Consider the following 21,540-nt stretch of genomic DNA (forward strand, 5'->3'; position numbering starts at 1 on the left):
TCATAGCCTTACAAACCTCTGTTGAAGAATTTGAAGAACGGGGAGCATTTGCAAGCGAAGAGGCTGCACGTGAATTACTGACACATTTAACTGCGGTTGAGCAGTTTGAGCAGCAAGGAGATATGGCGAAGGTGGTTGAGCATATGGAAAGTTTTTATCATCTGCTCGATAACCAACAGGAAAATGAACAGATAACGGAAGAAGCTTATCAGGCACTCACGGAAGAAGCCGATGCCTTCATGGAGCAGTGGACCGGATAATCAGTGTGAAAATGCTCGGCAGGAGTCGTTGAGTGTTTGGCTGATAAATAGAGATTTTTGGCTGATATGTCGATCGTTTTGGCTGATAAACAGTTGATTTTCGCTGATATATGTGCCATTTCAGCTGATAAAAAAGCCCACCGGGGCTATCAACATCCCTCAATCCCTCGGCAGGCTTTTTTTACGTCGTGACTTCCGTTTTGTCTTCTCGTTCTATCGCTTTTTTGCGCAGGAAATGAATACTGAGGAGCAGCGCAAAGAGCGCGACACCAATGAGGTCTGAAACAAAAGCAGGATAAATGAATACAAGTGCGGAACTGAGGGCCAATACCCACTCATACCAGCGATATTTTACGAACATATAGTTTTGAATAACGGTGACGAATGCCAGAATGCCAACGAGGGCGGTGATGAATGCCCAAATGATTTCATACCAGGCAAACATTCCTTGATTTTCAGGCAAAAACAAGATGATTGTATTCATGACGAACACAAATGGGAGTAATAATGCCCCAGCGTCATACTTAAAGCCTTGGACTCCGGTAATGATCGGGTCCGCTTTCGCGATCCCGGATACGGCATACGCCGGCAAGTTCACCGGAGGTGTGTCATCGGCAAGCACACCGTAGTAAAGAACGAATAAGTGTGCGGCCATAATCGGCACGTTCATCTCGATGAGCGCCGGTGCGATCATGGAAGCCAAAATAACATAAGTCGCCGTTGTCGGAAGCCCCAGTCCGACAATGAGACAAGCGATAAGTGTAAAGAAAAGCACAATGATCAAGTTATCGCCTGCAAACCCTATGATAATGGTAGGTAGGGAACCGGATAGCCCTGTCAAGTTAATGATCCCAATGAGAATACCTGCGGTTGCACAGGCGGCAATGACGGTGAGTGCTTTTCGTGAAGCCATTTCAAGACTGACCATTAACTCGCGCACTCCGAATTTAATAGGAGCGGAGGCAATCTTGAATTTATTTTGAAAGAGCACGAAGAACACACAAATGAAGGTACCGATTGCGATCATGATGGAAATTTCAATGTGCCAACCGAATATATAGTGCATACCATACGAAACTGTTGCCAGTACACCCGCAATCAGCAACCCTGCTCCGAAGCGTCCCCTCAGCCGATGAGCGAGAACAGCAACCGTCAAAAGCATCACAATCGAATAAAAGGCAGCATTGAAGACGGTGTTACCGACCATGACAAAGTACACTAGCGCGATGATCGGAACAATCAGGTAGCCTTGTTGCAACAAACTTTTTCTTCCGGAAACGAGCGATTCCTTCGCCAGTCCCTGGATGTTGTGTTTCACTGCTTCGATGTGCACCATCCAGATGATCGCGATATACGTTAATATCGCGGGGATTAACGCAGAAATCATAATTTGCGCGTAGCTGTAGGGCGTATACTCAATCATTAGAAAGGCTGCGGCCCCCATAACCGGCGGTAATAACTGCCCACTCGAGGATGAGGCAACTTCGATGCCGCCTGATGTTTGCGGCCGAAATCCTACTTTTTTCATGAGCGGGATTGTGAATGTTCCGGTCGTGACGGCGTTGGCTACCGAGCTTCCGGAAATGGATCCCATAAAGCCGGAACCAACGACGGCTGCTTTTGCCGGTCCGCCCCGAAAGTGACCGACTGCGCGAAGAGCCAGGTCGATAAACATTTTGCCTGCACCCGTCGCTTCCAAAATCGCCCCGAACAAAATAAAGATGAAAACGTAATTGGCCGAAACAGATAAGGGTGTCCCCAAAATGCCCGTCGATGTGTACATCATTTCATAAATGAACTGTTCAAAATTTGCACGGCTATGGCCAAAGGGCGGCGGTAAATAATCTCCTAGGAAATAATAGGCAATGAATATAAAGGCAATAATCAATAAAGGCTTCCCCACCACTCGCCGAGCCGCTTCGAGGAGCAACAAAATCATGATAATGCCGGCGATCATATGGGTTGTCTCCATATTTCCCTGCAAGATCGTTTGGTTGGTTTGGTTCAGCATAACAAACGAGCCCACGACGAGCACTATACTTGCGAGTACCATGTCGTACCAAACGATGGTCGATTGAGCCAGTCCTTTTTTTCTCGGGAAAATAAGGAAAATGAGGATGAGTCCTGCAAGCAAGTGAATAAATAAATGCTGGTTTGTGGATACGATCAAACCGAAACCGGCTGTGTATAAATGATAAAGAGAAAGCGCAATAGAGATAATGAGAATCAGTATCGCTTTCCAGCCAAAGACGCTCCGGTCGCTTCCTTCCGCTTCCAGCGCTTGCTCTGGTGTTTCTTCAGGAGCTTCAATGGTTTCCTTATTTTCAGGATGCTGTTTTGAAGTGTCTGCCATCACGCTATCCTCCTTGCACGTGAATCATGACGCGGCGGTCATTTTCCGCCATGTCCGATAAATAGAGGGTTTTATTTTTAAATTGAAAGGTGTGGGTATAGAGGTTGGATGGGATCAACCGTAATTCTTCCACGACTCTTCCGTCATCGGGAATAACGTAAAAGTCATCCTCTTTACGGATCGGTTCGTTGGATTCATAGGGAATGCCCGCTCCGAAGGCCTGGGTCCATGTTTCTTTCGAAACGATTTCGAAATCACTATTGATCTCGAAAACTTCCCGGATCGGCGTTTTCATGACCGAATGAATATATTCATGAAAAAACGTGTCTCCCGGCTCAATCTCTTCGCTGAATAAAACGTCATCGGACTCTGTAGCGACAACTTGTAATTTCGGCGCTTGTTCCCAAAAGACGATCAATAAAAGCAGGAAAGCAAGGAAGAGAAGGAAGACTCCCCGTCTCCCTTGCAAAAAGGCTAAGATGCTTCTCATGATCTCACCTATTGATCTTCAAAGTATTGTTCCGCACCTGGGTGCAAATCGATCGGCATACCTTCCTGGGCGGTTTCGATATCAACATAGCTGCCAGACTCATGGGCGGTCTCGAAGCTATCCGTGTTGTCATAGATCACTTCCATGATTTCGTAAACGACCTCCTCATCCAACTCGTCATGGGCGACGAGCATGGCTTGCACAGCGAGCGTATTCACTGCATCGTGATCATCCTCATACAACCCTTCTTCAATCTCATGCTCCGTGTAGTACGGGTATTCGTCAACCAGTTCGTCCGCTACATCTTCTTCAACTTCAACCATCGTGATATCCTGTTGGGCAGCCAATGCTTCAATCGCACCCGTCGGAGTTCCTGCAACCATAAGCGCAGCATCGATGTTCTCATCCTGTAAGCCGTCAGCAGCGTCTTCAAAATCCTGGTATTCTACCGTGATGTCGTCATACGTAATGCCGTGGGCTTCAAGAATTTGTTGGGAAACGACTTCCGTGCCTGAACCCGCGTCCCCTACGGCAACGCTCATGCCTTCCAGATCTTCCACCGTTTCAACACCGGAGGATTCCGTGGCGACAATCTGAATGACTTCCGGATAGAGAGAGGTCATTCCGCTGAATCCATCCAGGGGTTCTTCAAAATCAACTTCGCCATTGACAGCATAGTAAGCGGTATCATTTTGCGTTAAAGCGAGATCCCCCTGGTCATCAGCAAGATCGTTCAGGTTTACTACTGAGGCACTTGTGGCAAAATGGGAAGCATCGTAATCTTCCACATTCTCATTAATTAATGTGGCGAGTTGCCCTCCCAATGGATAATAAGCGCCTTGTTCACCACCCGTGAGAATTTCCAGTTCTTCATCAAAATCACCGCAAGCGGTAAGCAGTACCGTGGTTGAGCCGACAGCAAGTGTTTTTGCCAGTATCTTTTTCATAATGGTAACCTCCCTGAAAAATTAAAATAAATTCCTGTGTCATTATATTATAAAACTATGAAAAAATCCCTATTGATGAATAAAATAAGAAAATTCTTTTTTTGCAATAGCGATTAAGTCTTTCGTAATAAAAGGCGTATAAGGTGTCTCCTCCCAAATCAGTGAGATGGAACTCATATAGTTTTCACCCGCGATTGGAATGGATGCTACATGCTCTTCTGTCATGACAGCGGCCATATCAGCAGGCATGAGCGTGACGCCGATTTCGTGGCTAATCAAGTTTTCAATTGTCCGCAATTCAGGGCCTACACATAGCGTGTTTGGCACAAATTCGGCTTCTAGACAAGCTCTTTCCAGTAAATAGTAAAGCGTAGGTGAATTTTTCGGATGATAGTGAATAAAAGCCTCGTTTTTAAGCGTTTTCAAATCAAGGCTTTGTTCGTTGGCCAACGGGTGATTCATTGACAGGACGGCCACCAACGGATGTTTGCTTAGCTCCAATGCAGTGATATTCATATTTCGAAGCTCGTCTAAATCAGCAGGTGTACGAATAAAAGCGAGGTGGCTTTGTTGTTTTTTAATTGCTTCGATTGCCTGCGCTGATGTCGTTTCTTCAATATATAGCTCAACCGTGTCAAGTTTCGCTTGCATTTTTTTCAACAATTGTGGAAGCCAGATGCTTGCCGCTGATGGTACGGATGATATCCGAGCCGTTGTTTGCGGAATTCTTTTGGATTTAACGACTTCATGAATAAGGCCTTCAATTTTATGAAAAGATGGATATAACTGTTCATAAAGGTAGGCGCCTTCTTCTGTCAGAGACACTTGTCGCGTCGTTCTCCTTAGCAATTTGAAGCCGATTTCATTTTCCAATGACGAAATTTGCTGGCTTAAACCGGGTTGGCTCACATGCAATCGTTTGGACGCTTCACTGAAGTTTAGAGTGTCCGCGACTTCCATGAAATATCGAAAGGATAAAAGGTTCATGGTCTATACCTGAACTTCATCATTTGAAATTGGATGAATACTGTGAAAAGGAAGCCCGGCCTCTAGCATTGTCAATAACCCCGGTTTTTGCTGTGTAACAATTCGCTTCCCGGTATTGATGATCATGGAAGCGGTTGCGGTATCGCCGAAAATTCCGTTTGGGATAATGACATGAATCGGGTCTGTTCCTTCGACGAAGATTTCATCTTTCGACTCGACGCCTAAAGCCATTGTTAACTCCATCTCTATGGTTACGTTTTCAGAAGTGGTTGCTTTAGCGGTTTGGTGTTGTCCACTGACCTCGCCACTTTTAAGCGTTAGCCAGGAAAGTTCATAGTCTTGGGCGGCAAATGTCGGTTCCAGTTTTGTCTCCAAATGTTCGATATACACGTTTAATCCGGCGGCAACGAGGCGAACGGTTTCCTCCAACCCGACATGGCCGATTTTCCCATCTTGAGCAAGTTGTCGAAATTCCTCTTCGCTTTTTCCTATCCCAACTTTTTTCTGTAATGGGACTCGCCGTTCTCTGACATTCGCTTGGCGAATCGCTTTCACCGAGCGGATGCGATCCGTCACAGCTGTGGCGGTGAGTGGGAGGGAATCCATTACAAATCCGGGGTTGATGCCACTTCCAATAACGGATTGGCCTTTATTTTTCGCATATTCATTAATTTCATGGCTGAGAGACGGGTAGCGATCCCACGGATAGAGCATTTCTTCACAAGTGGTTATGACATGATAGCCATGATCAAGCAATTGTCGAATTTGTGGCCACACAGAAGGAACATTGGAACCGGTTGCATGAACGGCAATTTTTTGTTGATAAGGTTTGGCCTTCTCTGAGAGTTCAGAAATGTCGGAGACAACAAAGGTATCCTTTGGCCCTTCTCCGTGAAGCGTGGACGACAGCGGTTTTCCGATCAATTCCGGATCAATATCAACGCCGCCGATCACATCAAATGCTTCATCTGTCACTCCTTTCTTTAAAATCTCCTTTCCTATTGGGCCTAGCCCATAAGGAACAAGCGCAATTTTATCTTTTGTCATGGATTCCCCCACCTGCTTTCTCGTTGTTATTAATAAGGTAACATATATTAGTTTTGATTATAAATAATAATTGGTTATTTTCCTATAAGTATTTGTTATAATTTCCGAATACACAGCCTCTAGGAAGGATATATGGTATGATCAAAGCAACAAATTCAAGTGTCATAAATGAAGGGAGAAATGTGCAAATGTGCCCACGAAAACCTTCTGATAAAACGAATACGGTGAAAGAACAGCCGGAGTCATTCTCTTGGCCCAACGATCTCTACGAAAGTCCGCTCATCGAAGAAAGGTATGAAATGATCAACGGGATCCGTTATGATTTATCACCTTCTCCAGGACTTGATCACCAGCTTTTGGCTACAAAAATGTCGAGTGTCATGCATGATACTTGTCAATCAAACGGCATTGTAGTCGTAGCGCCGATGGATGTACATTTGGATGAAGACAACGTATTACAACCGGATGTTATTTATATTTCCAATGAAAATATGGATATTGTTCACGGTCAAAAAATTGAAGGTCCGCCCGATCTTGTCGTGGAAATTTTGTCCCCGAGATCGGGAAAGCACGATAAAATACGAAAAAAAGCGGTATACGAACACTTTGGCATTCCCGAGTTTTGGGTTGTCGATCCCCCTCATGAGACCGTTGATCAATTCGTGTTGGACAAAGGAAACTATCATTTGCATGGAACATTCAGCGAGGACCATTTACTAATTTCGCCGAAACTGGCGTGTGTTCATATCGATCTAAAAACCTTGTTTCAAGAAAAAATAGAATATAGGCAGTGATGGGCATGAAAAGCTGCTCAGGTATTACCGAACAGCTTACAATGCTTACGTTGATTGTGACGGTGTTTGTTTTCTTCTTCTTTTTCTTTTAAACCATGCGCTCGACAACGGAAAGATGATCGACAGGAGCGTTAATATTCCAAGTACAATGGTGATGGGTGAAGCGAATAGAATTCCAAGTGCATTATCATAGATCACTAGTGAGCGCTGAAATTCTTGTTCTAAATCTCCTCCGACAATTAACGCGAGAATGAGCGGTACGACCGGATAGTCCATGACCCGCATTAAAAGCCCAATAACCCCGGCAATCAACAAGATATAAAAATCAACCGTGCTATAGCCAAGGGTGTATACCCCAATAAAGGATAGAAGAAGAATAATAGGATATAATACTTTTGGAGGCGTATGCAACACCTTCATTAGCACACCGACTAACGCAATGTTAAGGATGACAAGAATAATATTTCCTATGAACATACTATTAATTAACGTCCACACAAGATCCGGGCTATCTTCAAAAAGCAAAGGCCCCGGGGTTATCCCGATCATGATTAAGGCACCAAGCATAACCGCCGTTGCCCCTGAACCGGGGATCGCCATTGTTAATGTCGGGATTAATGCACCGACAGCAGAAGCGCTGTTTGCAGATTCAGGTGCAACTAACCCTTCTACTTTTCCTTTTCCGTATTCTTCAGGTTTTTTTGATAGTGATCTTTGCGCGCTGTAGGCAAACAGGGAAGAGATCGTCCCTCCGGATCCCGGCAAAGCACCGAGGATAAAACCAATGGGTCCGCTCCGTATAATGGGGGCTAAAGAACGCTTCCATTGTTCTTTTGTGAACCATTTACTTCCAATTTTGTGATTTGTAGTTTTTGGCTGATTCGTATTGAACAAATTATAAAGCACTTCACCGATGGCATAAATACCAATAATGACTACAATGAAATCAACGCCTTCGATTAATTCCGGGATGCCAAAAGTAAATCGCTGAACTTCCGATTGTAAATCAACCCCAATGGTCGCAATCCCCAAACCGATAAACATCGAAAGGAACCCTTTGATCGTATTCCCTACAGACAACGTTACAACAATCGATAAAGCAAATAAAAATAGCAATACAAATTCCGCGGGGCCGAAGTTTAATGCAAAATCAGCAAGTGGGATGGCTAGAAAAATAAATCCAAAAATAGCCATAATGCCGCCAAAAAGTGACGCGATTGCAGCAATGGACATGGCTTGCCCGGCTTGTCCGTTTTTCGTCATCGGATAACCATCAAAAGTAGCTGCGACCGAAGATCCGTCTCCGGGTGTATTGATTAAAATCGAACTTCTTGAACCACCGAATAAAGCTCCGTAATAAATAGCGGCCATTAATATTAAGGCGCTCACAGGCTCCATTCCAAACGTTAATGGAATGAGCACAGCAATCCCCGTAGCAGGGCCCAATCCCGGCAAAATACCGACAATGGTTCCCAACAACGCTCCTAATAACAGTAGCAACAAATTAATCGGCTGTAGTGCAGTGACCAGCCCATCAAGAATGATACTCATATCCATCGTCTTCAAACCTTCCCCTCTACGGCAAACTGATCTCCAATAGCTGGCTGAATATATACCAAGAACTAAACGAGAAGATCAATGTTACTGTTAGATTTAATACCCATCTGCGATAACCGTTTAGATAAAACATTAATGCTCCCAAAAATAAAAGCGTAGCAATCAGAAAACCTAGCCATTCAAAAATCAGGGCATAACCGACACATAAAGCAAGTATGACGCCGATGATTTTAAGTGAATCCTTTTTGATAAGTGCAGCCAGATCTTCATTAGTCTCCACATTCTCTGTCCGTACGTTAATTAAATCGATCACTGCAAAAACCAATATTCCTGCAGCGACAATCGTCGGGAAGTATCTTGGTGCATAGGGATCTCCCAACAGCGCCGAAGGCAATTGAAAGATCATGATTAGATAAATAAGACTTATCGTGATGAAAAAAATAGGAAATGATAGGCGTACTGCTCTCATTTGTTCTGAAACCTCCCTATGGCGCGAGTTCTACGCTTTCAATGATTTCTTCAAAAAATTCTTCTTCCTCTTCCAGAAACGCTTCAGTCTCTTCCCTATCCATATATAACTGATCCAAGTCGTTATTCTCCAAGTCCGTCTGAAATTGCTCTGTTTCAACCGCAGAACTTAATATTTCTTCCCAAGCTTCCGCTTCGTCTTTCGTCATGTCCGGGGGTCCCATAATGCCACGCCAATGGGGGAATACGACATCGATGCCTTCCTCCTGCAAGGTTGGCACATCCTGAAATTCCTCAAGCCTTTCAGGTGAACTAACCGCTAAAATATCGACTTCATCGGCCTCATACTGTTCAACCATATCCGAGATAGAGTTCACCAAAATATCAACGTGCCCACCGAGGATGGGGTTCATAGCGTCGCCGCCGCTATCATAAACAAGGAAGTTTAACTCTTCCGGATCTACTCCGGCTTCTAAGGCGGTTTGTACAAAGGAAAGATGGTTTCCGCTTCCCAGGGACGGGCTAACAGATATACTCAAGGATTCAGGATCTTCTCTGAGTTGATCCATCACCTCATCAATATTATCAAATTCTGCATCTGCACGAACGGCAACTCCCAACCATTCTGTGGAGAGCATTCCAAGTTGAGTGAAATCTTCGTGGTGAAGGTCCGTTTGTCCGAGTAGATTCCCTGTCAGCAGCAAGCTTGAATTTACGGAAACAACATGTGGGTCGTCCTGTTGCAATAAATATTGCCACCCTACTTCACCGCCACCTCCCGGCTGATTAACAACCGTGACGTTTTCGTCTGTCTGATCATCCTGGATGATCGATTGCTGCACGGTACGTGCTTGCATATCCCAACCGCCCCCCGGGGAAGCGGGTGCGACAATTTCAATGGGACGTTCAGGGAAAGCGTCTTCATTGCTTTGACTTGACTCTGAACACCCTGCCATTGATAGAGCAGCAAGGATAAATATGAGCTTGCGCATGTATATTCACCTCTTTAGTAATCGTTTTCATGAATGCTTGATACAATCTATCATGTTCACCAATTCGACAACAATATTTCATACATATATCATTTATTATCTATTTTTGCCTTTTTGTCCTTTAAAACCACAAATAAAAACACCCTTCGCAAAGGATGTTTAATCTTGCGTTTTTAGTAGGTAAGAAAGTATAAATTAACTTTCTTACCTACATAAGTGCAGCTAAGGTTTTTCGCCAAGCTTTCTAACATATACACGTTCCGGGCGTCCGATCACCCCATAATTTAGCTTCGGTTCGGCTTTTGAGGCGGAAACGAGATATTCCAGGTATCGTCTTGCTGTTGTACGGGAGATGCCTACAGCCTCACATGTCTCATCGATGGTCAATCCTTCTTTTGCATGGGAGAGTTGTTCTTCTACCGTTTCCAATGTGATCAAATCAATGCCGGTAGGCAGTTCGCTTTGCTTACCGGGGGAACGTTTGCTTCCCGAGTGCCCAAATAGATGCGCAACATCTTTCGATCGAAAGGGGTGTTTTTCCTTAAACCATTCATGGTCTCTTAGATAACGTGCAACCACTTGCTGAAAATCCGAAGCTGACACTGGTTTTATAAAATAATAATATACCCCGTGACGCTTAGCGATTAATAAATCATTGCGATCATCCGACGCAGATATAATGATCACGTCGACATGAGGATAGTTCGTCCGAATGAATGACAGTAGCGCTGTCCCATGTATATCCGGAAAATAAATATCAAGTAAAATCAGTTGGGGTTGTTCTTTTGCCAAAAGTGCTTTTAATTCTTCGCCGTTTAACGCTTTGCCGACGACATGGATGGAGGAAAAGGCCTGTAAGTATTGTTCGTGTAACAGGGATACACGATAATCGTCTTCTGCGATGATGACGTTCATACCCATCACTCCTAATGTTTAGGTAAGTATAACGAAAAAACTGTACCTCCTTCAACGGGGCTTGAAACATCAACGTTACCCCCGTACTTCCGTGCGGTTTCCAACACATTGGACAGGCCGAAGCCACGCCCTTCTCCTTTATAAGAAGAACCTTTTTGAAATATTTCCGATTGCAATTCCCGGTCGATGCCCGGTCCCGAATCTTGGACATCGATTACAATGTCGTTTCCTATGTCCGTAATAAATACAGTGATTTCTTTTTTAATCTCCGAAGCAACTTCTTCAATGGCATTATCGAGCAAATTTCCGAGCATGACAGCCACGTCGGATGCCGGGTAGGATGTTCGTTCAAGCGTGCTATTTTCATCCACCCATAAATGAATTTTTTTCTCTGCTGCTTTTGCCATTTTTCCGAGAAGAATTGCTTGGGCTCCGGGGTCTTTAATCGAGTGAAAAAGAGGCATTGTTGTTGTCGAAACGGTCGTTTCTTTCTCAATTAATTCAAGCGCTTCTTTGTCATTTCCCAATTGCAGCAATCCCATAATGACGTAAAGCTTATTTTTATATTCGTGCGCTTGCGCACGCAATCCATCAGAGTATCCCTGTACTTGAATGATCGTTTCCCGAAGTTGTTTCATGTCGGTTTTATCCCGAAAACTGCAAATGGCACCGACGATTTGTTCTCCGTCATAAAGCGGACGCCGGTTTGCAATTAACACTTGATCGTTATGCATACGTTCATCGTCATCAACAATATCGCCATTTTCCAACGTTTCCGATAATCCAAGCACATCGATGAACACACTTTCCTCCGTAAGGTTCAGATCATTCAATATCGTTTGTGCTGCCGGGTTTAACAAGGTTACTTGTTTTTCTTGATTAACAGCAACTACACCTTCTTTTACAGAATCGAGCATCCCTTCCCGTTCTCGATATAATCCGGCAATTTCCGCCGGTTCCATTCCCAGTGTATCACGACGAATATTTTTTCCGAGGATGATCGCGCCTCCAATGCTTCCGACAACACCCAATATTGCTACAAAGCCCAGGCGCAGTAATTTGTCAAAAACCGAGGCGTTAATATCTTCATACAAATATTCAACCGTTACCGCACCTACGACTTGATCTGCTTCCCCCACCGATTCATAGATGGGAGCAGTTGTCACCATTGATGGGCCGAAAACACCATCATCTTCTTCAGTGATAAAAGAACCAAATGCGATAGCCGAGGTAAACTGACCATCATCCACGTTTTCGCCTATTTTTTCATCTTCTGGGTGATAGACATAATAGCCATCATGCGAAACAGCGGTGATGATCGGGTTATCTGCTTGCAGTTGAAGCTGATTAATAATCTCTTGAGCCTCCATTTGTTCATCATTGGTAATTGCTTCTGCCATTGCAGGCATAAAAGCAAGGCTATTTGCTGCCTGCCTTGATAATTGAGCATACTCTTGCTCTACATTTTGAATTTCTATCTTTGCAAAAATAGCCATCCATACGAACAAAAGTAAGAATGTTATTAACAAGAAAATGGAAACAATACGCGTGCGAACGGTTGCGTGTTTAAAGAGGCGCATAGTAAAATCCTCCTGTTTACGATGACGGCGATGGGTCATTGCGTGTCTCTATATTTTATCTTATGGTTATCAAGATGGCCAATCGGCGTTAAAATATGAGGTGGGTATGAAGCAAAGGATTGACAGAAGGAAGCGTATAGGAACATGACATGAAGAAAGCCGTGTATAATGATGAGGGTTTATAAGCTATTGTTTCTAGCCGTGGCACTAATGGTCGGAGGTTTTTTTTCATCGATAGGTGTTCCGGCCGGTTGGTTGCTTGGCGGTTTGCTGACAGGAATATTTTATGGGTTATTTATACGTGCGTTTGATTTTTCCGGATGGCCGTTTCAAATGGCCTTGGCGATGGTAGGCATAAATATCGGAATTATCATGGAGTCAGACTTATTTCAGCAATTAACCCATTATCTTTTTCCATTATTTATTACATTAGTGTTAACGCTGCTAACCGGGCTTTTACTTGGTATCTTTCTTGATCGTTGGACAGATCTGGATCGACGAACCGCTTTTTTTTGTACAATTCCGGGAGGGGCATCAGAAGTAATTGCGATTTCCAGTGACTACGGAGCGGATCAACGTATCGTTGCTTCCTTTCATACTGCGCGAATTACGATGTTTGTGCTCATTATCCCGTTTGGCATAGGGATGGTGTATGGACAAGGAAATATGGACATGCCATCGGAAGCGCTGCTAATCCCAACAACTTTACAGATTTCTTTTTTCGCCATCATTATTTTGGGGTCCTATGTTTTGAATCGACTCATTTCTTTTCCGGGCGGTATTTTGATCTACTCTATTGCATTCGGATTTCTGGGTAGTGAATTTGTCGTCAATATCGGTGAGGTGCCTGGATATGTTTCCGGAATAGGGCAAGGATTAATCGGAGCCATGGTCGGCATACGTTTCGAAAGAAGTACCGTTGTGCGATTAAAATCAATTGGATTTGCAAGTTTGAAGGTGCTGGGCCTGTACCTCTTATGCAGCCTTGGGATTGCCGTATTGTTTTTTTGGTTAACGCCCCTTTCCTATTTGACGAGCCTTTTAAGTACAGTCCCGGCCGGTGCGGCCGAAATGGCCTCAACAGCCGTTGCGCTGCAAATCGAACCGACGCTTGTTGCGAGCTTACATATTATACGCGTGATCTCCATTTTTATCGTTTTGCCTTTCTTGTTTCGGTGGTTGATGAAGGACAGGTCATGATGCCGAGAAAGTTGAGGTGATATCCCTGCCTACGTATATCAACCGAAACCGGCGGTTTATCAGCTGGAAATCGAAGGATATCAGCCAAAATCGATGATTTATCAGCCAAACGTCCATTAGGCATCCGTTCGCAGCGGCTGGACTTGGGAAATGCAGGGTAGCGGTTAACGATGAAGAGCTCATGGTAGATGGGATACTTTGTAGCAAGTAGAACACAATCGCAAGGGAAGCTGTTAATGAAGCAGCTTCCCTATTCTTTTTCAATTATTTCGCGGTATATGATCGAATTTGAATGTTTTTGATTGACTTTAAATGAAAATGAATATATTCTAATATGTATACGCTTACTAAAGACGAGGTGTGTAATGTTACACGTAGAACGACAGGAAGCGATCCTTCAGCTGTTACGGGATAAAGAAAATGTCTCGGTCCAGCAATTGACCGACAAAACAGAGGCATCGGAATCGACTATTCGCAGGGATTTAATTGATTTGGAAAAAGAACAACAACTCAAAAGAGTCCACGGGGGTGCATCCCTCGTGAAAAGGAGGAAAGAAGAACCGACGATCGCGGAGAAAACGTCCAAAAATCGGACGGAGAAAATAACCATTGCCAGTTATGCAGCTGGGCTCGTTCAGCACAAAGATTGTATTTTTCTCGATGCCGGGACGACAACGATCGAGATGATCCCTTTTCTGACTGAAAAGGACGTCATCGTCGTGACAAACGGGACGCAACATGTCCAGCGTTTGATTGACTATGGCATTGAAACGTATGTCACAGGCGGCCGGGTTAAAAAAGAAACCGCCGCGCTTATCGGCTCGAAAGTAGTGAGCGCGCTATCGGCATATCGTTTCGATCACTGTTTCCTCGGCATGAACGGTGTGCACGAGCAACATGGGTACACGACGCCGGATCCGGAAGAAGCGATTGTAAAAGAAACCGTTCTTCAGCTGGGAACTCAGGCATATGTGCTCGCCGATCATTCCAAGCTTGGAGAGGTATCATTTGCGAAAGTTGCCGAGCTTGCAGACGCGGCATTTATTACCTCTGACGTAGCAGCGGGCATCGATCGTGAACGTTATCAAGACTATACAGAAGTAAGGACTGTCAAAATGTGATCTATACATTAACGCTTAATCCAGCGGTGGATTATATCGTGCGGATATCCGATTTTGAACTTGGCCGCCTCCATAGATCGGAAAGTGACCTGAAGTATCCAGGAGGGAAAGGGATTAACGTCTCCTGGGTGCTCAATCGCCTTGGGCAAGACAATGTAGCGTTTGGCTTTCTTGGTGGTTTTACCGGTCGTTTTATTGAAGACTCCCTTGCAGCAGAGGACATTCGTGCCGATTTTGTGCCCATCGATGGAGACACACGATTGAACATTAAATTGAAAACATTTGAAGAAACTGAGATTAACGGACAGTCTCCGCAAATTTCTGCAGCACATATGGAGGCGTTAAAACAAAAACTCGAGTTGTTACAGGAGGGAGATATACTCGTTTTGGCAGGAAGCATACCTGAAACAGTATCTTCCGGCACGTACCACGATATTGTACACACATTGACAGCTAAAGGCATCCGTTGTTGTGTCGATACAAATGGTGATGCTCTTCATGAAGCGTTGCGCGCGCAACCATTTTTTATTAAACCGAACCATCATGAGCTTGCAGAGCTGTATAACGTTCCGATTGTATCGCTTGAACAAGCAGCTTTTTATGGGAAAAAGTTGCAAACCGACTACGACGTATCTCATGTGCTCGTCTCCATGGCAAGTCGGGGAGCGCTCTATATACACGAAGAACAAGTCGTTCACATTGAATCTCCCCACGGAAAACTCGTCAACTCTGTAGGAGCCGGAGACTCAACAGTCGCAGGCTTTCTGGCAAAGTATGAAAAAACGAATGATCCGCAGAAAGCGGCGATCTATGCGGTGGCCGCAGGGAGCGCGAGTGCTTTCTCTGAAGGATTTTGCACGAAAGCAGACGTGGATCATTATAGCAGTATTATGCACAGTGAGCGGATAAATATCTAGGGGGGAGCATTGTGAAAATTACTGAATTATTACGTTCAGAGACGATGATCTTAAATCTGGCATCTACCTCTAAGGACGATGTCATTGAGGAATTAACGGCGACACTCGACGAAAACGGTTATTTAGACGATCGTGATGAATTCAAAGCAGAAATCGAGAAACGTGAGTCCGAAAGCAGCACGGGCATCGGTGAAGGAGTCGCGATTCCCCACGCGAAAACGAGTGCCGTGAAAACACCTTCGATCGTGTTTGGGCGTTCAGAAGCGGGCATTGATTACGAGTCGCTTGACGGACAGCCGGCGCACCTTTTTTTCATGATCGCCGCAAGTGAAGGCGCCCATCAGGATCATTTGCAGACATTATCACGATTGTCGACGTTGCTCATGGATGAATCGTTCCGTGCACAATTGTTGGAAGCGGAGTCGAAAGAAGCGATTTTGGCAGCGATTGATGAGAAGGAAAAAGAGAAACTCGGAAGCGAAGAAGAAAGCTCGGAAGAAAATGAATACCATCGTCTATTGGGTGTTACCGGTTGTCCAACCGGAATCGCTCATACCTATATGGCCGCCGACGGGTTAAAGGATGAAGCTAAAAATCGAAATATCAGCATTAAAGTGGAGACGAACGGTTCTGATGGTGTAAAAGATCCCCTCACCACAGAAGAAATCGCTGCTGCGGACGCGATCATCATTGCGGCTGATACAAAAGTGGACACCGACCGTTTCGACGGGAAACCGCTCATTCAGGCGAGCGTTGGTGACGGCATTCGTAATGCTGCGTCGCTCATCGACCGGGCGACAAGCCAAGACGCGCCTATTCATAAAGGATCCGGCGGAAGCGGTGGTGAATCTTCCGCGAAATCCGGCGGCGGAGGCGGTTTCGGATTTTATAAGCACTTAATGAACGGCGTCTCGCATATGTTGCCGTTTGTCGTTGGCGGCGGAATCTTGATTGCTTTGTCGTTTTTCTTCGGCGTTGATGCAGCCGATCCGAATTCATCGGATTATAATGTATTTGCCGCCGCGCTTGATTCCATTGGCGGTGAGCATGCCTTCGGGCTAATGGTTGCTGTGCTTGCCGGTTTTATTGCGATGAGCATCGCGGATCGTCCCGGTTTGGCACCCGGCATGGTCGGTGGTTTTATGGCCACAACGGGAGACGCCGGTTTTATCGGCGGGATCATTGCCGGTTTCTTGGCGGGATATCTGATTTTAGGGTTGAAAAAATTATTTTCCGGACTTCCGGCAACATTTGACGGCATTAAAACGATCCTTTTTTACCCCTTAATCAGTATTTTTGTCATAGGGATCGTCATGCATTTCGTGCTTATTGAACCGCTCGCTGCCTTTACATTATTCCTCCAGAATTGGTTGGATGGCATGCAAGCCGGGAACATTGCCATACTCGGAGTGATCCTTGGTGGGATGATGGCGGTTGACTTAGGCGGTCCCGTAAACAAAGCGGCGTTCACCTTTGGCCTTGCCATGATTGATGCCGGTCAGTTTGGTCCCCATGCTGCAGTTATGGCCGGCGGGATGGTTCCGCCGCTCGGCATTGCACTGGCAACCACTTTCTTTAAAAATAAGTTTACCGTTGAACAACGAGATTCGGGCCGAACCAATTATATTTTAGGCTCATTCTTCGTCACCGAAGGGGCCATTCCGTTTGCCGCGGCGGACCCAGGACGAGTACTTCCTTCTGCTATTGTTGGATCCTCCGTTGCCGGAGGGCTTTCTCTGCTTTTCGGTGTTACCTTGCAAGCCGGGCACGGCGGATTGATCACCATGTTGACGCCGGCCGTAACGAATACGCTCGGTTATATCTTCGCGATCGTGGTTGGCGCGATTGTCACAGGTCTCATGCTCGGATTTTGGAAAAAAACGTTGAAATGAATGAAAGGGGGAGCTCGCGCAGCGCGTGCGTGGGCTTTCCTGATCTGCTATACTGTTGTTGAAAGGAAGTGAGCCATGAATATTATCAAGTCACGTGAAGAACCCCCTGAATTAAAAGTTTTTCGATTATTGAAACCGCGAAAGGAACTTGTGGATCAACAGTATTACTTGAACCTGGAGAAGGGCTTCGCCGGCGAACGACGGATGGATGCTTGGCTGGAGGAAGGGCTTTCGGCTGAATGCCTTGTGTTGAACGATTTGCTGCTCGAACATAACCGAAAGCTTTTTCAAATCGACACCTTGCTAATTTTTCAGGAAAAGATGCATCTTTTTGATTCGAAAAATAATGAAGGCGACCTTTGTATCAAATCCGATAACTGGTACACGTTGCCCGGCACCGAAGTCACGAACCCTTTACCTCAGCTTCGACGGGCTGAGTCTCTACTGCGACAATTACTCCAACATCACCGAATGAGCTTTCCGATCGAGTCCACACTTATTTTTCCAAATCCGCAATTCATGTTGTACAACGCGCCACCACAGCTCCCTGCCGCATTCCCGCCCCAACTGCAACGATTTATGAAAAAATTGAATCACACACCTTCCAAACTCCTTCATAAACACGAGATACTTGCCGAAAAGTTACTCTCCCTCCATTTGCCAGTGTCTCCAAATGCTCGCTTCCCGGAATATGATTATGATCAATTGAAAAAGGGTGTTGTTTGTGTGAGGTGCGCTGCCATCATGTCACATCAAGGGAAAACCTTTTACTGTGATCACTGTGCCTATGTCGAAAAAGTAGAAACTGGCGTTATCAGGAATGTAGAGGAATACAAATTTCTTTTCCCGGAGAGAAAAGTGACCAATCAAGCTATGTATGAATGGTGCGGAATGCAAGGGGATAGAAAAACAGTTATAAGAGTGCTTACCAAACATTTCAAACTCGTCAGAAATGGACGATACTCGTATTATATTGATTGATGCTTGAGTGAAGCCACTGCCACGCCCCTTCAAATGGAATAATATACCGAAAAAAAGGACGTGGTAAGCTCCAACGTCCTTTTGGATAGAAAAATTTACTATTTAGGGGGATGCGGTGCAAGTACACTGTCCCTATAGATGGTATAAGATCCCAGACATAGGGACGCGACATAAGCGCTATTTCTGCTATGAATAATCCCCGTCATCCCTTATTCCCCGGAATCTTCCTGCTCATCCCGCTTCGTCAGCGTCCATCCAGTATACGCATAAAACAGCGCGATAAACGGCGTTACAAGACTAAGAAACACAAAAAACACATAGTCCATCCCTACGTTCAACGTTGTCATGACGAATGCACCGATGACACCCCAGGGGACGAGTGGATGGAGGATGGTTCCGCCGTCTTCAATCGTTCGGCTTAAGTTTTTCGGATGAAGATTGTGCCTTCGATACGCCTCTTCGTACATTTGGCCGGGCAAAATGAGCGATAAATATTGCTCGCCGGTTGCGATATTGACACCGAGACAAGAGGCCAATGTAGATGCGATCGTATTGCCCCGGCTTTTGAGCACCCGCTGCAGCCCCCCGATTAATGCTTCGGTTATACCGATCCCTTGAATGATACCGCCGAACGCGAGCGCGATAATAATCAGCGATATCCCGAAGAGCATGTCTTCCAAGCCTCCCAGTGACAGGAGCTCGTCAATGGCTTCAAAGCCGGTTTCAGCGGTAAAGCCGGAATGAGCGGCTGCCATGATATCACCAAGTGTGCTGCCGGGTGCTGTGACAAATGTTGTCAAAGCCGCAACGATAAGTCCCAGTGCCAATGAAGGGATCGGCTTCACCCGCGCGACGGCCAAACCGATGATAAGCAATGGCGATACAAGCGTCACAACGCTAATCGTAAATTCAGCTTGCAACACCTGCATCATTTCTTCGATTTGGCTCGTATCTGCCGTCCCTTGCGCTGTGGCAAACCCGATACCACCAAAAATAAGTAAGGTTATAACAAGCGCCGGGATCGTCGTCCATAACATATGGCGAATGTGTTCAAAAATATTTGTTTTCGCTGTCGCGGCGGCAAGGTTGGTCGTATCGGAAAGGGGCGACAATTTATCGCCGAAAATCGCGCCGCTCACGATCGCCCCCGCAGCCATTGCCGGTGACACATCCATCCCGTAGGCGACCCCCATGAGCGAGACACCGATCGTCCCCATCGCACTTAATGAACTTCCGACCATCGTTGCCACAATCGCGGTGATGACCACGGTGGAGACGAGAAACGTGGCGGGAGATAAAAGCTGTAAACCAAAATATGTAATGGTTTGGACGGTGCCATTCAACACCCAGACGCCAATGAGTGTCCCGATTAAACTGAGGATCAAGATCGGGGCGATTCCTTGCGCGATGCCGTTAACCATCGCTTTTTCCATGTAATCCCATTTATAACCGATCATGAAACCATAAATGGTAACAATCATCGCCCCGATTAAAATCGGAATATGGGGGGCTGCTTCATAATGAAGAATGCTAATCGCAAGAACGAGAATAACGATAAATAAAACCAACATGGACCCACGTAAACCAGCTTTATTTTCCACGGTGGCATCTCCTCTCTTTAAAGCGGTAAAGGGCCATTGTAATAGACGTTAACACGAGGATCAACTATCTTCCTTTTGTTCCATGTCCCTGTCCCGGTTTTTGATCGTTTCTTCCTGCTCTTTCGTTCGCGCGGCGGGGTGGTTGGGATCGTCGTAGCTTCGTTCTGACGTGTGCCAGTGGTTGTGGCGAATGACATCGTAAATCGCCCGTCCGTTTGTCGGTTGTCCATCGGGTTGATAGACCGGCAAGGCATCAAAAAGCACAAAATAGAACGTATAAAATAAAAACGTATTCCAAAAAATTTCTCCGCCCAAAATTTCGGCACCGAGCAGTGTATTGATAATGATGGCCACGATAATATTGCTAAGCATCGGGGAAGCATAAATCAAAATATGCCAAAATTTATGGTCCGGGCGAATTTCATCGTAGGTGATCCAGCTCGTCATAAAAAAATACCGGCGGACTTCGATGGAAGGGAGACGAAATAACACCGGACCGGCGCCGACGACGATATGCTTGTTTGTCGCGCGCATGAGAGTTGCAGCTAAATAATAACCCGCTTCACGAATGACGGATACAATCGGCAAGATAAAAAAGATCGACACGAGTAAACGTAAAAGGTCAAGTAAATCAAACATTCGTCCACCTCCAGTGCATGGTTCATTTTACCCGCGAAGGAGGCAGACTAAACGAAGAAGGGCATGTACTTTCAAATACATGCCCGGACATTCACCCTTCTAATGTTTTCACCAATTGCTTTGCCACGTTCACGGACGATTGCGGGTTTTGCCCGGTCACGAGTTTGCCGTCCGTTTGCGTGTTTTCCGTCCAATCGTCTGCCGTTACAAAAGCGGCACCTTGTTCTCGCAGCTGCGATTCCAACAAAAAAGGAACTTCGTTTTCCAATTGTACGCCACGTTCTTCGGAATCGGTGAATGCCGTGATGGTTTTATTTTTTACGATCGGTGTTCCGTCGTTCAGGGTAGCGTCAACCAAACCGGCTGGTCCGTGGCAAACGGCCCCGATCGATTTGTCGTCTTCCGCGAAATTGCGAAGCAAAGAATGAAGCTTGGCGTTCTCGGGGAAATCAAACATCGTTCCGTGTCCGCCGGGGAGGAAAATGCCGTCGTAATCATCGGCGTTCACGTGATCGATCGCTTCCGTATTTTTTAAAAGCTTCGCAATTTCTTGCCAGCCGACCGGAATGGTGTCATTTTCCAAACTATTTTTGTCAATGCGAGATTCCCCGCCTTTCGGACTTACGACGGTTACCTCATACCCATTTGCTCGCAATTCCTCATACGGCTCGGCGAATTCAGAAAGCCAGATGCCTGCAAAGTGCCCATTGCTCATTTCTTGGCCGTTGGTGACGACCATCAGTATTTTTTTATTGTTAGCCATAGAGCTTCACTCCTTTTGCTTAGGTACACCATGCCA

20 protein-coding genes are annotated in these 21,540 nt (G+C 45.6%); 7 read left to right on the forward strand and 13 right to left on the reverse strand.

Going from position 1 to position 21,540, the window contains the following annotated elements; translation table 11 throughout:
* Window positions 1-2 precede the first annotated feature (2 nt).
* Entirely contained in the window at window positions 3-260 is a 258-nt protein-coding gene (locus tag HUG20_RS19885; RefSeq protein WP_425504105.1) for an FIMAH domain-containing protein, read from the forward strand.
* A 181-nt stretch (window positions 261-441) separates the two neighbouring features.
* On the opposite strand, the gene HUG20_RS02765 is transcribed toward HUG20_RS19885, so the two are convergent.
* From HUG20_RS02765 to HUG20_RS02785, 5 genes are all read right to left on the reverse strand, one after another.
* Window positions 442-2,613, reverse strand: a complete 2,172-nt coding sequence (locus HUG20_RS02765) for a TRAP transporter permease (RefSeq protein ID WP_200087817.1) — start codon at window positions 2,611-2,613, stop codon at window positions 442-444.
* A gap of 4 nt (window positions 2,614-2,617) precedes the next feature.
* Window positions 2,618-3,103 (reverse strand): DUF1850 domain-containing protein, encoded by a 486-nt coding sequence (locus tag HUG20_RS02770; RefSeq protein WP_200087819.1) that lies wholly within the window; start codon window positions 3,101-3,103, stop codon window positions 2,618-2,620.
* 8 nt (window positions 3,104-3,111) lie between these two features.
* Window positions 3,112-4,050, reverse strand: a complete 939-nt coding sequence (locus HUG20_RS02775) for a TAXI family TRAP transporter solute-binding subunit (RefSeq protein WP_200087821.1) — start codon at window positions 4,048-4,050, stop codon at window positions 3,112-3,114.
* 69 nt (window positions 4,051-4,119) lie between these two features.
* On the reverse strand, window positions 4,120-5,037 hold the full coding sequence (locus HUG20_RS02780) for a LysR family transcriptional regulator (protein ID WP_200087823.1): 918 nt from the start codon (window positions 5,035-5,037) through the stop codon (window positions 4,120-4,122).
* A gap of 3 nt (window positions 5,038-5,040) precedes the next feature.
* Window positions 5,041-6,084 carry an NAD(P)H-dependent amine dehydrogenase family protein gene (locus HUG20_RS02785; RefSeq protein ID WP_200087825.1) on the reverse strand — a complete coding sequence of 348 codons (1,044 nt, stop codon included), beginning with the start codon at window positions 6,082-6,084 and terminating at the stop codon, window positions 5,041-5,043.
* Window positions 6,085-6,221: 137 nt separating this feature from the next.
* Between HUG20_RS02785 and HUG20_RS02790 the strand changes: the two genes are divergently transcribed.
* Complete coding sequence (locus HUG20_RS02790; RefSeq protein WP_200087827.1) at window positions 6,222-6,878, forward strand: Uma2 family endonuclease; 657 nt, start codon at window positions 6,222-6,224, stop codon at window positions 6,876-6,878.
* A gap of 45 nt (window positions 6,879-6,923) precedes the next feature.
* Here HUG20_RS02790 and HUG20_RS02795 read toward each other — a convergent pair whose 3' ends face one another.
* The 5 genes from HUG20_RS02795 to HUG20_RS02815 form a co-directional block, all read right to left on the reverse strand.
* Complete coding sequence (locus HUG20_RS02795; RefSeq protein WP_246476617.1) at window positions 6,924-8,435, reverse strand: tripartite tricarboxylate transporter permease; 1,512 nt, start codon at window positions 8,433-8,435, stop codon at window positions 6,924-6,926.
* A gap of 19 nt (window positions 8,436-8,454) precedes the next feature.
* The gene (locus tag HUG20_RS02800; protein ID WP_200087829.1) at window positions 8,455-8,904 is read right to left on the reverse strand and encodes a tripartite tricarboxylate transporter TctB family protein; all 450 of its coding nucleotides are present in this window, start codon (window positions 8,902-8,904) and stop codon (window positions 8,455-8,457) included.
* A 16-nt stretch (window positions 8,905-8,920) separates the two neighbouring features.
* Complete coding sequence (locus HUG20_RS02805; protein WP_200087832.1) at window positions 8,921-9,895, reverse strand: tripartite tricarboxylate transporter substrate binding protein; 975 nt, start codon at window positions 9,893-9,895, stop codon at window positions 8,921-8,923.
* A gap of 222 nt (window positions 9,896-10,117) precedes the next feature.
* Complete coding sequence (locus HUG20_RS02810) at window positions 10,118-10,810, reverse strand: response regulator (RefSeq protein ID WP_200087834.1); 693 nt, start codon at window positions 10,808-10,810, stop codon at window positions 10,118-10,120.
* Between the two features lie 11 nt (window positions 10,811-10,821).
* Entirely contained in the window at window positions 10,822-12,390 is a 1,569-nt protein-coding gene (locus HUG20_RS02815; protein WP_200087836.1) for a sensor histidine kinase, read from the reverse strand.
* Between the two features lie 168 nt (window positions 12,391-12,558).
* On the opposite strand from HUG20_RS02815, the gene HUG20_RS02820 reads away from it, so the two are divergent.
* From HUG20_RS02820 to HUG20_RS02840, 5 genes are all read left to right on the forward strand, one after another.
* Window positions 12,559-13,590 carry an AbrB family transcriptional regulator gene (locus HUG20_RS02820; protein WP_200087837.1) on the forward strand — a complete coding sequence of 344 codons (1,032 nt, stop codon included), beginning with the start codon at window positions 12,559-12,561 and terminating at the stop codon, window positions 13,588-13,590.
* Window positions 13,591-13,955: 365 nt separating this feature from the next.
* Window positions 13,956-14,711: a DeoR/GlpR family DNA-binding transcription regulator gene (locus HUG20_RS02825; protein WP_200087839.1), complete on the forward strand. Its 756-nt coding sequence runs from the start codon at window positions 13,956-13,958 to the stop codon at window positions 14,709-14,711.
* A complete protein-coding gene (pfkB, locus tag HUG20_RS02830; RefSeq protein ID WP_200087841.1) occupies window positions 14,708-15,628 on the forward strand; it encodes a 1-phosphofructokinase in 921 nt (306 codons plus the stop codon). Before HUG20_RS02825 ends, pfkB begins: the two co-directional genes overlap by 4 nt.
* Before the next feature lie 11 nt (window positions 15,629-15,639).
* The gene (locus HUG20_RS02835; protein WP_200087843.1) at window positions 15,640-17,520 is read left to right on the forward strand and encodes a PTS fructose transporter subunit IIABC; all 1,881 of its coding nucleotides are present in this window, start codon (window positions 15,640-15,642) and stop codon (window positions 17,518-17,520) included.
* 75 nt (window positions 17,521-17,595) lie between these two features.
* Window positions 17,596-18,501, forward strand: coding sequence for a nuclease-related domain-containing protein (locus tag HUG20_RS02840; protein ID WP_200087845.1), 906 nt, complete (start codon window positions 17,596-17,598; stop codon window positions 18,499-18,501).
* Window positions 18,502-18,710: 209 nt separating this feature from the next.
* On the opposite strand, the gene nhaC is transcribed toward HUG20_RS02840, so the two are convergent.
* The 3 genes from nhaC to HUG20_RS02855 form a co-directional block, all read right to left on the reverse strand.
* Window positions 18,711-20,102, reverse strand: coding sequence for a Na+/H+ antiporter NhaC (gene nhaC / locus HUG20_RS02845; RefSeq protein ID WP_246476510.1), 1,392 nt, complete (start codon window positions 20,100-20,102; stop codon window positions 18,711-18,713).
* Between the two features lie 60 nt (window positions 20,103-20,162).
* Window positions 20,163-20,741, reverse strand: coding sequence for a hypothetical protein (locus HUG20_RS02850; RefSeq protein ID WP_200087847.1), 579 nt, complete (start codon window positions 20,739-20,741; stop codon window positions 20,163-20,165).
* 91 nt (window positions 20,742-20,832) lie between these two features.
* Window positions 20,833-21,504 (reverse strand): type 1 glutamine amidotransferase domain-containing protein, encoded by a 672-nt coding sequence (locus tag HUG20_RS02855; RefSeq protein WP_200087849.1) that lies wholly within the window; start codon window positions 21,502-21,504, stop codon window positions 20,833-20,835.
* Between the last annotated feature and the right edge of the window lie 36 nt (window positions 21,505-21,540).

It is taken from the genome of Salicibibacter cibi (genome assembly GCF_016495865.1).
In the GTDB taxonomy this organism is placed as follows: Bacteria; Bacillota; Bacilli; order Bacillales; family Marinococcaceae; genus Salicibibacter; species Salicibibacter cibi.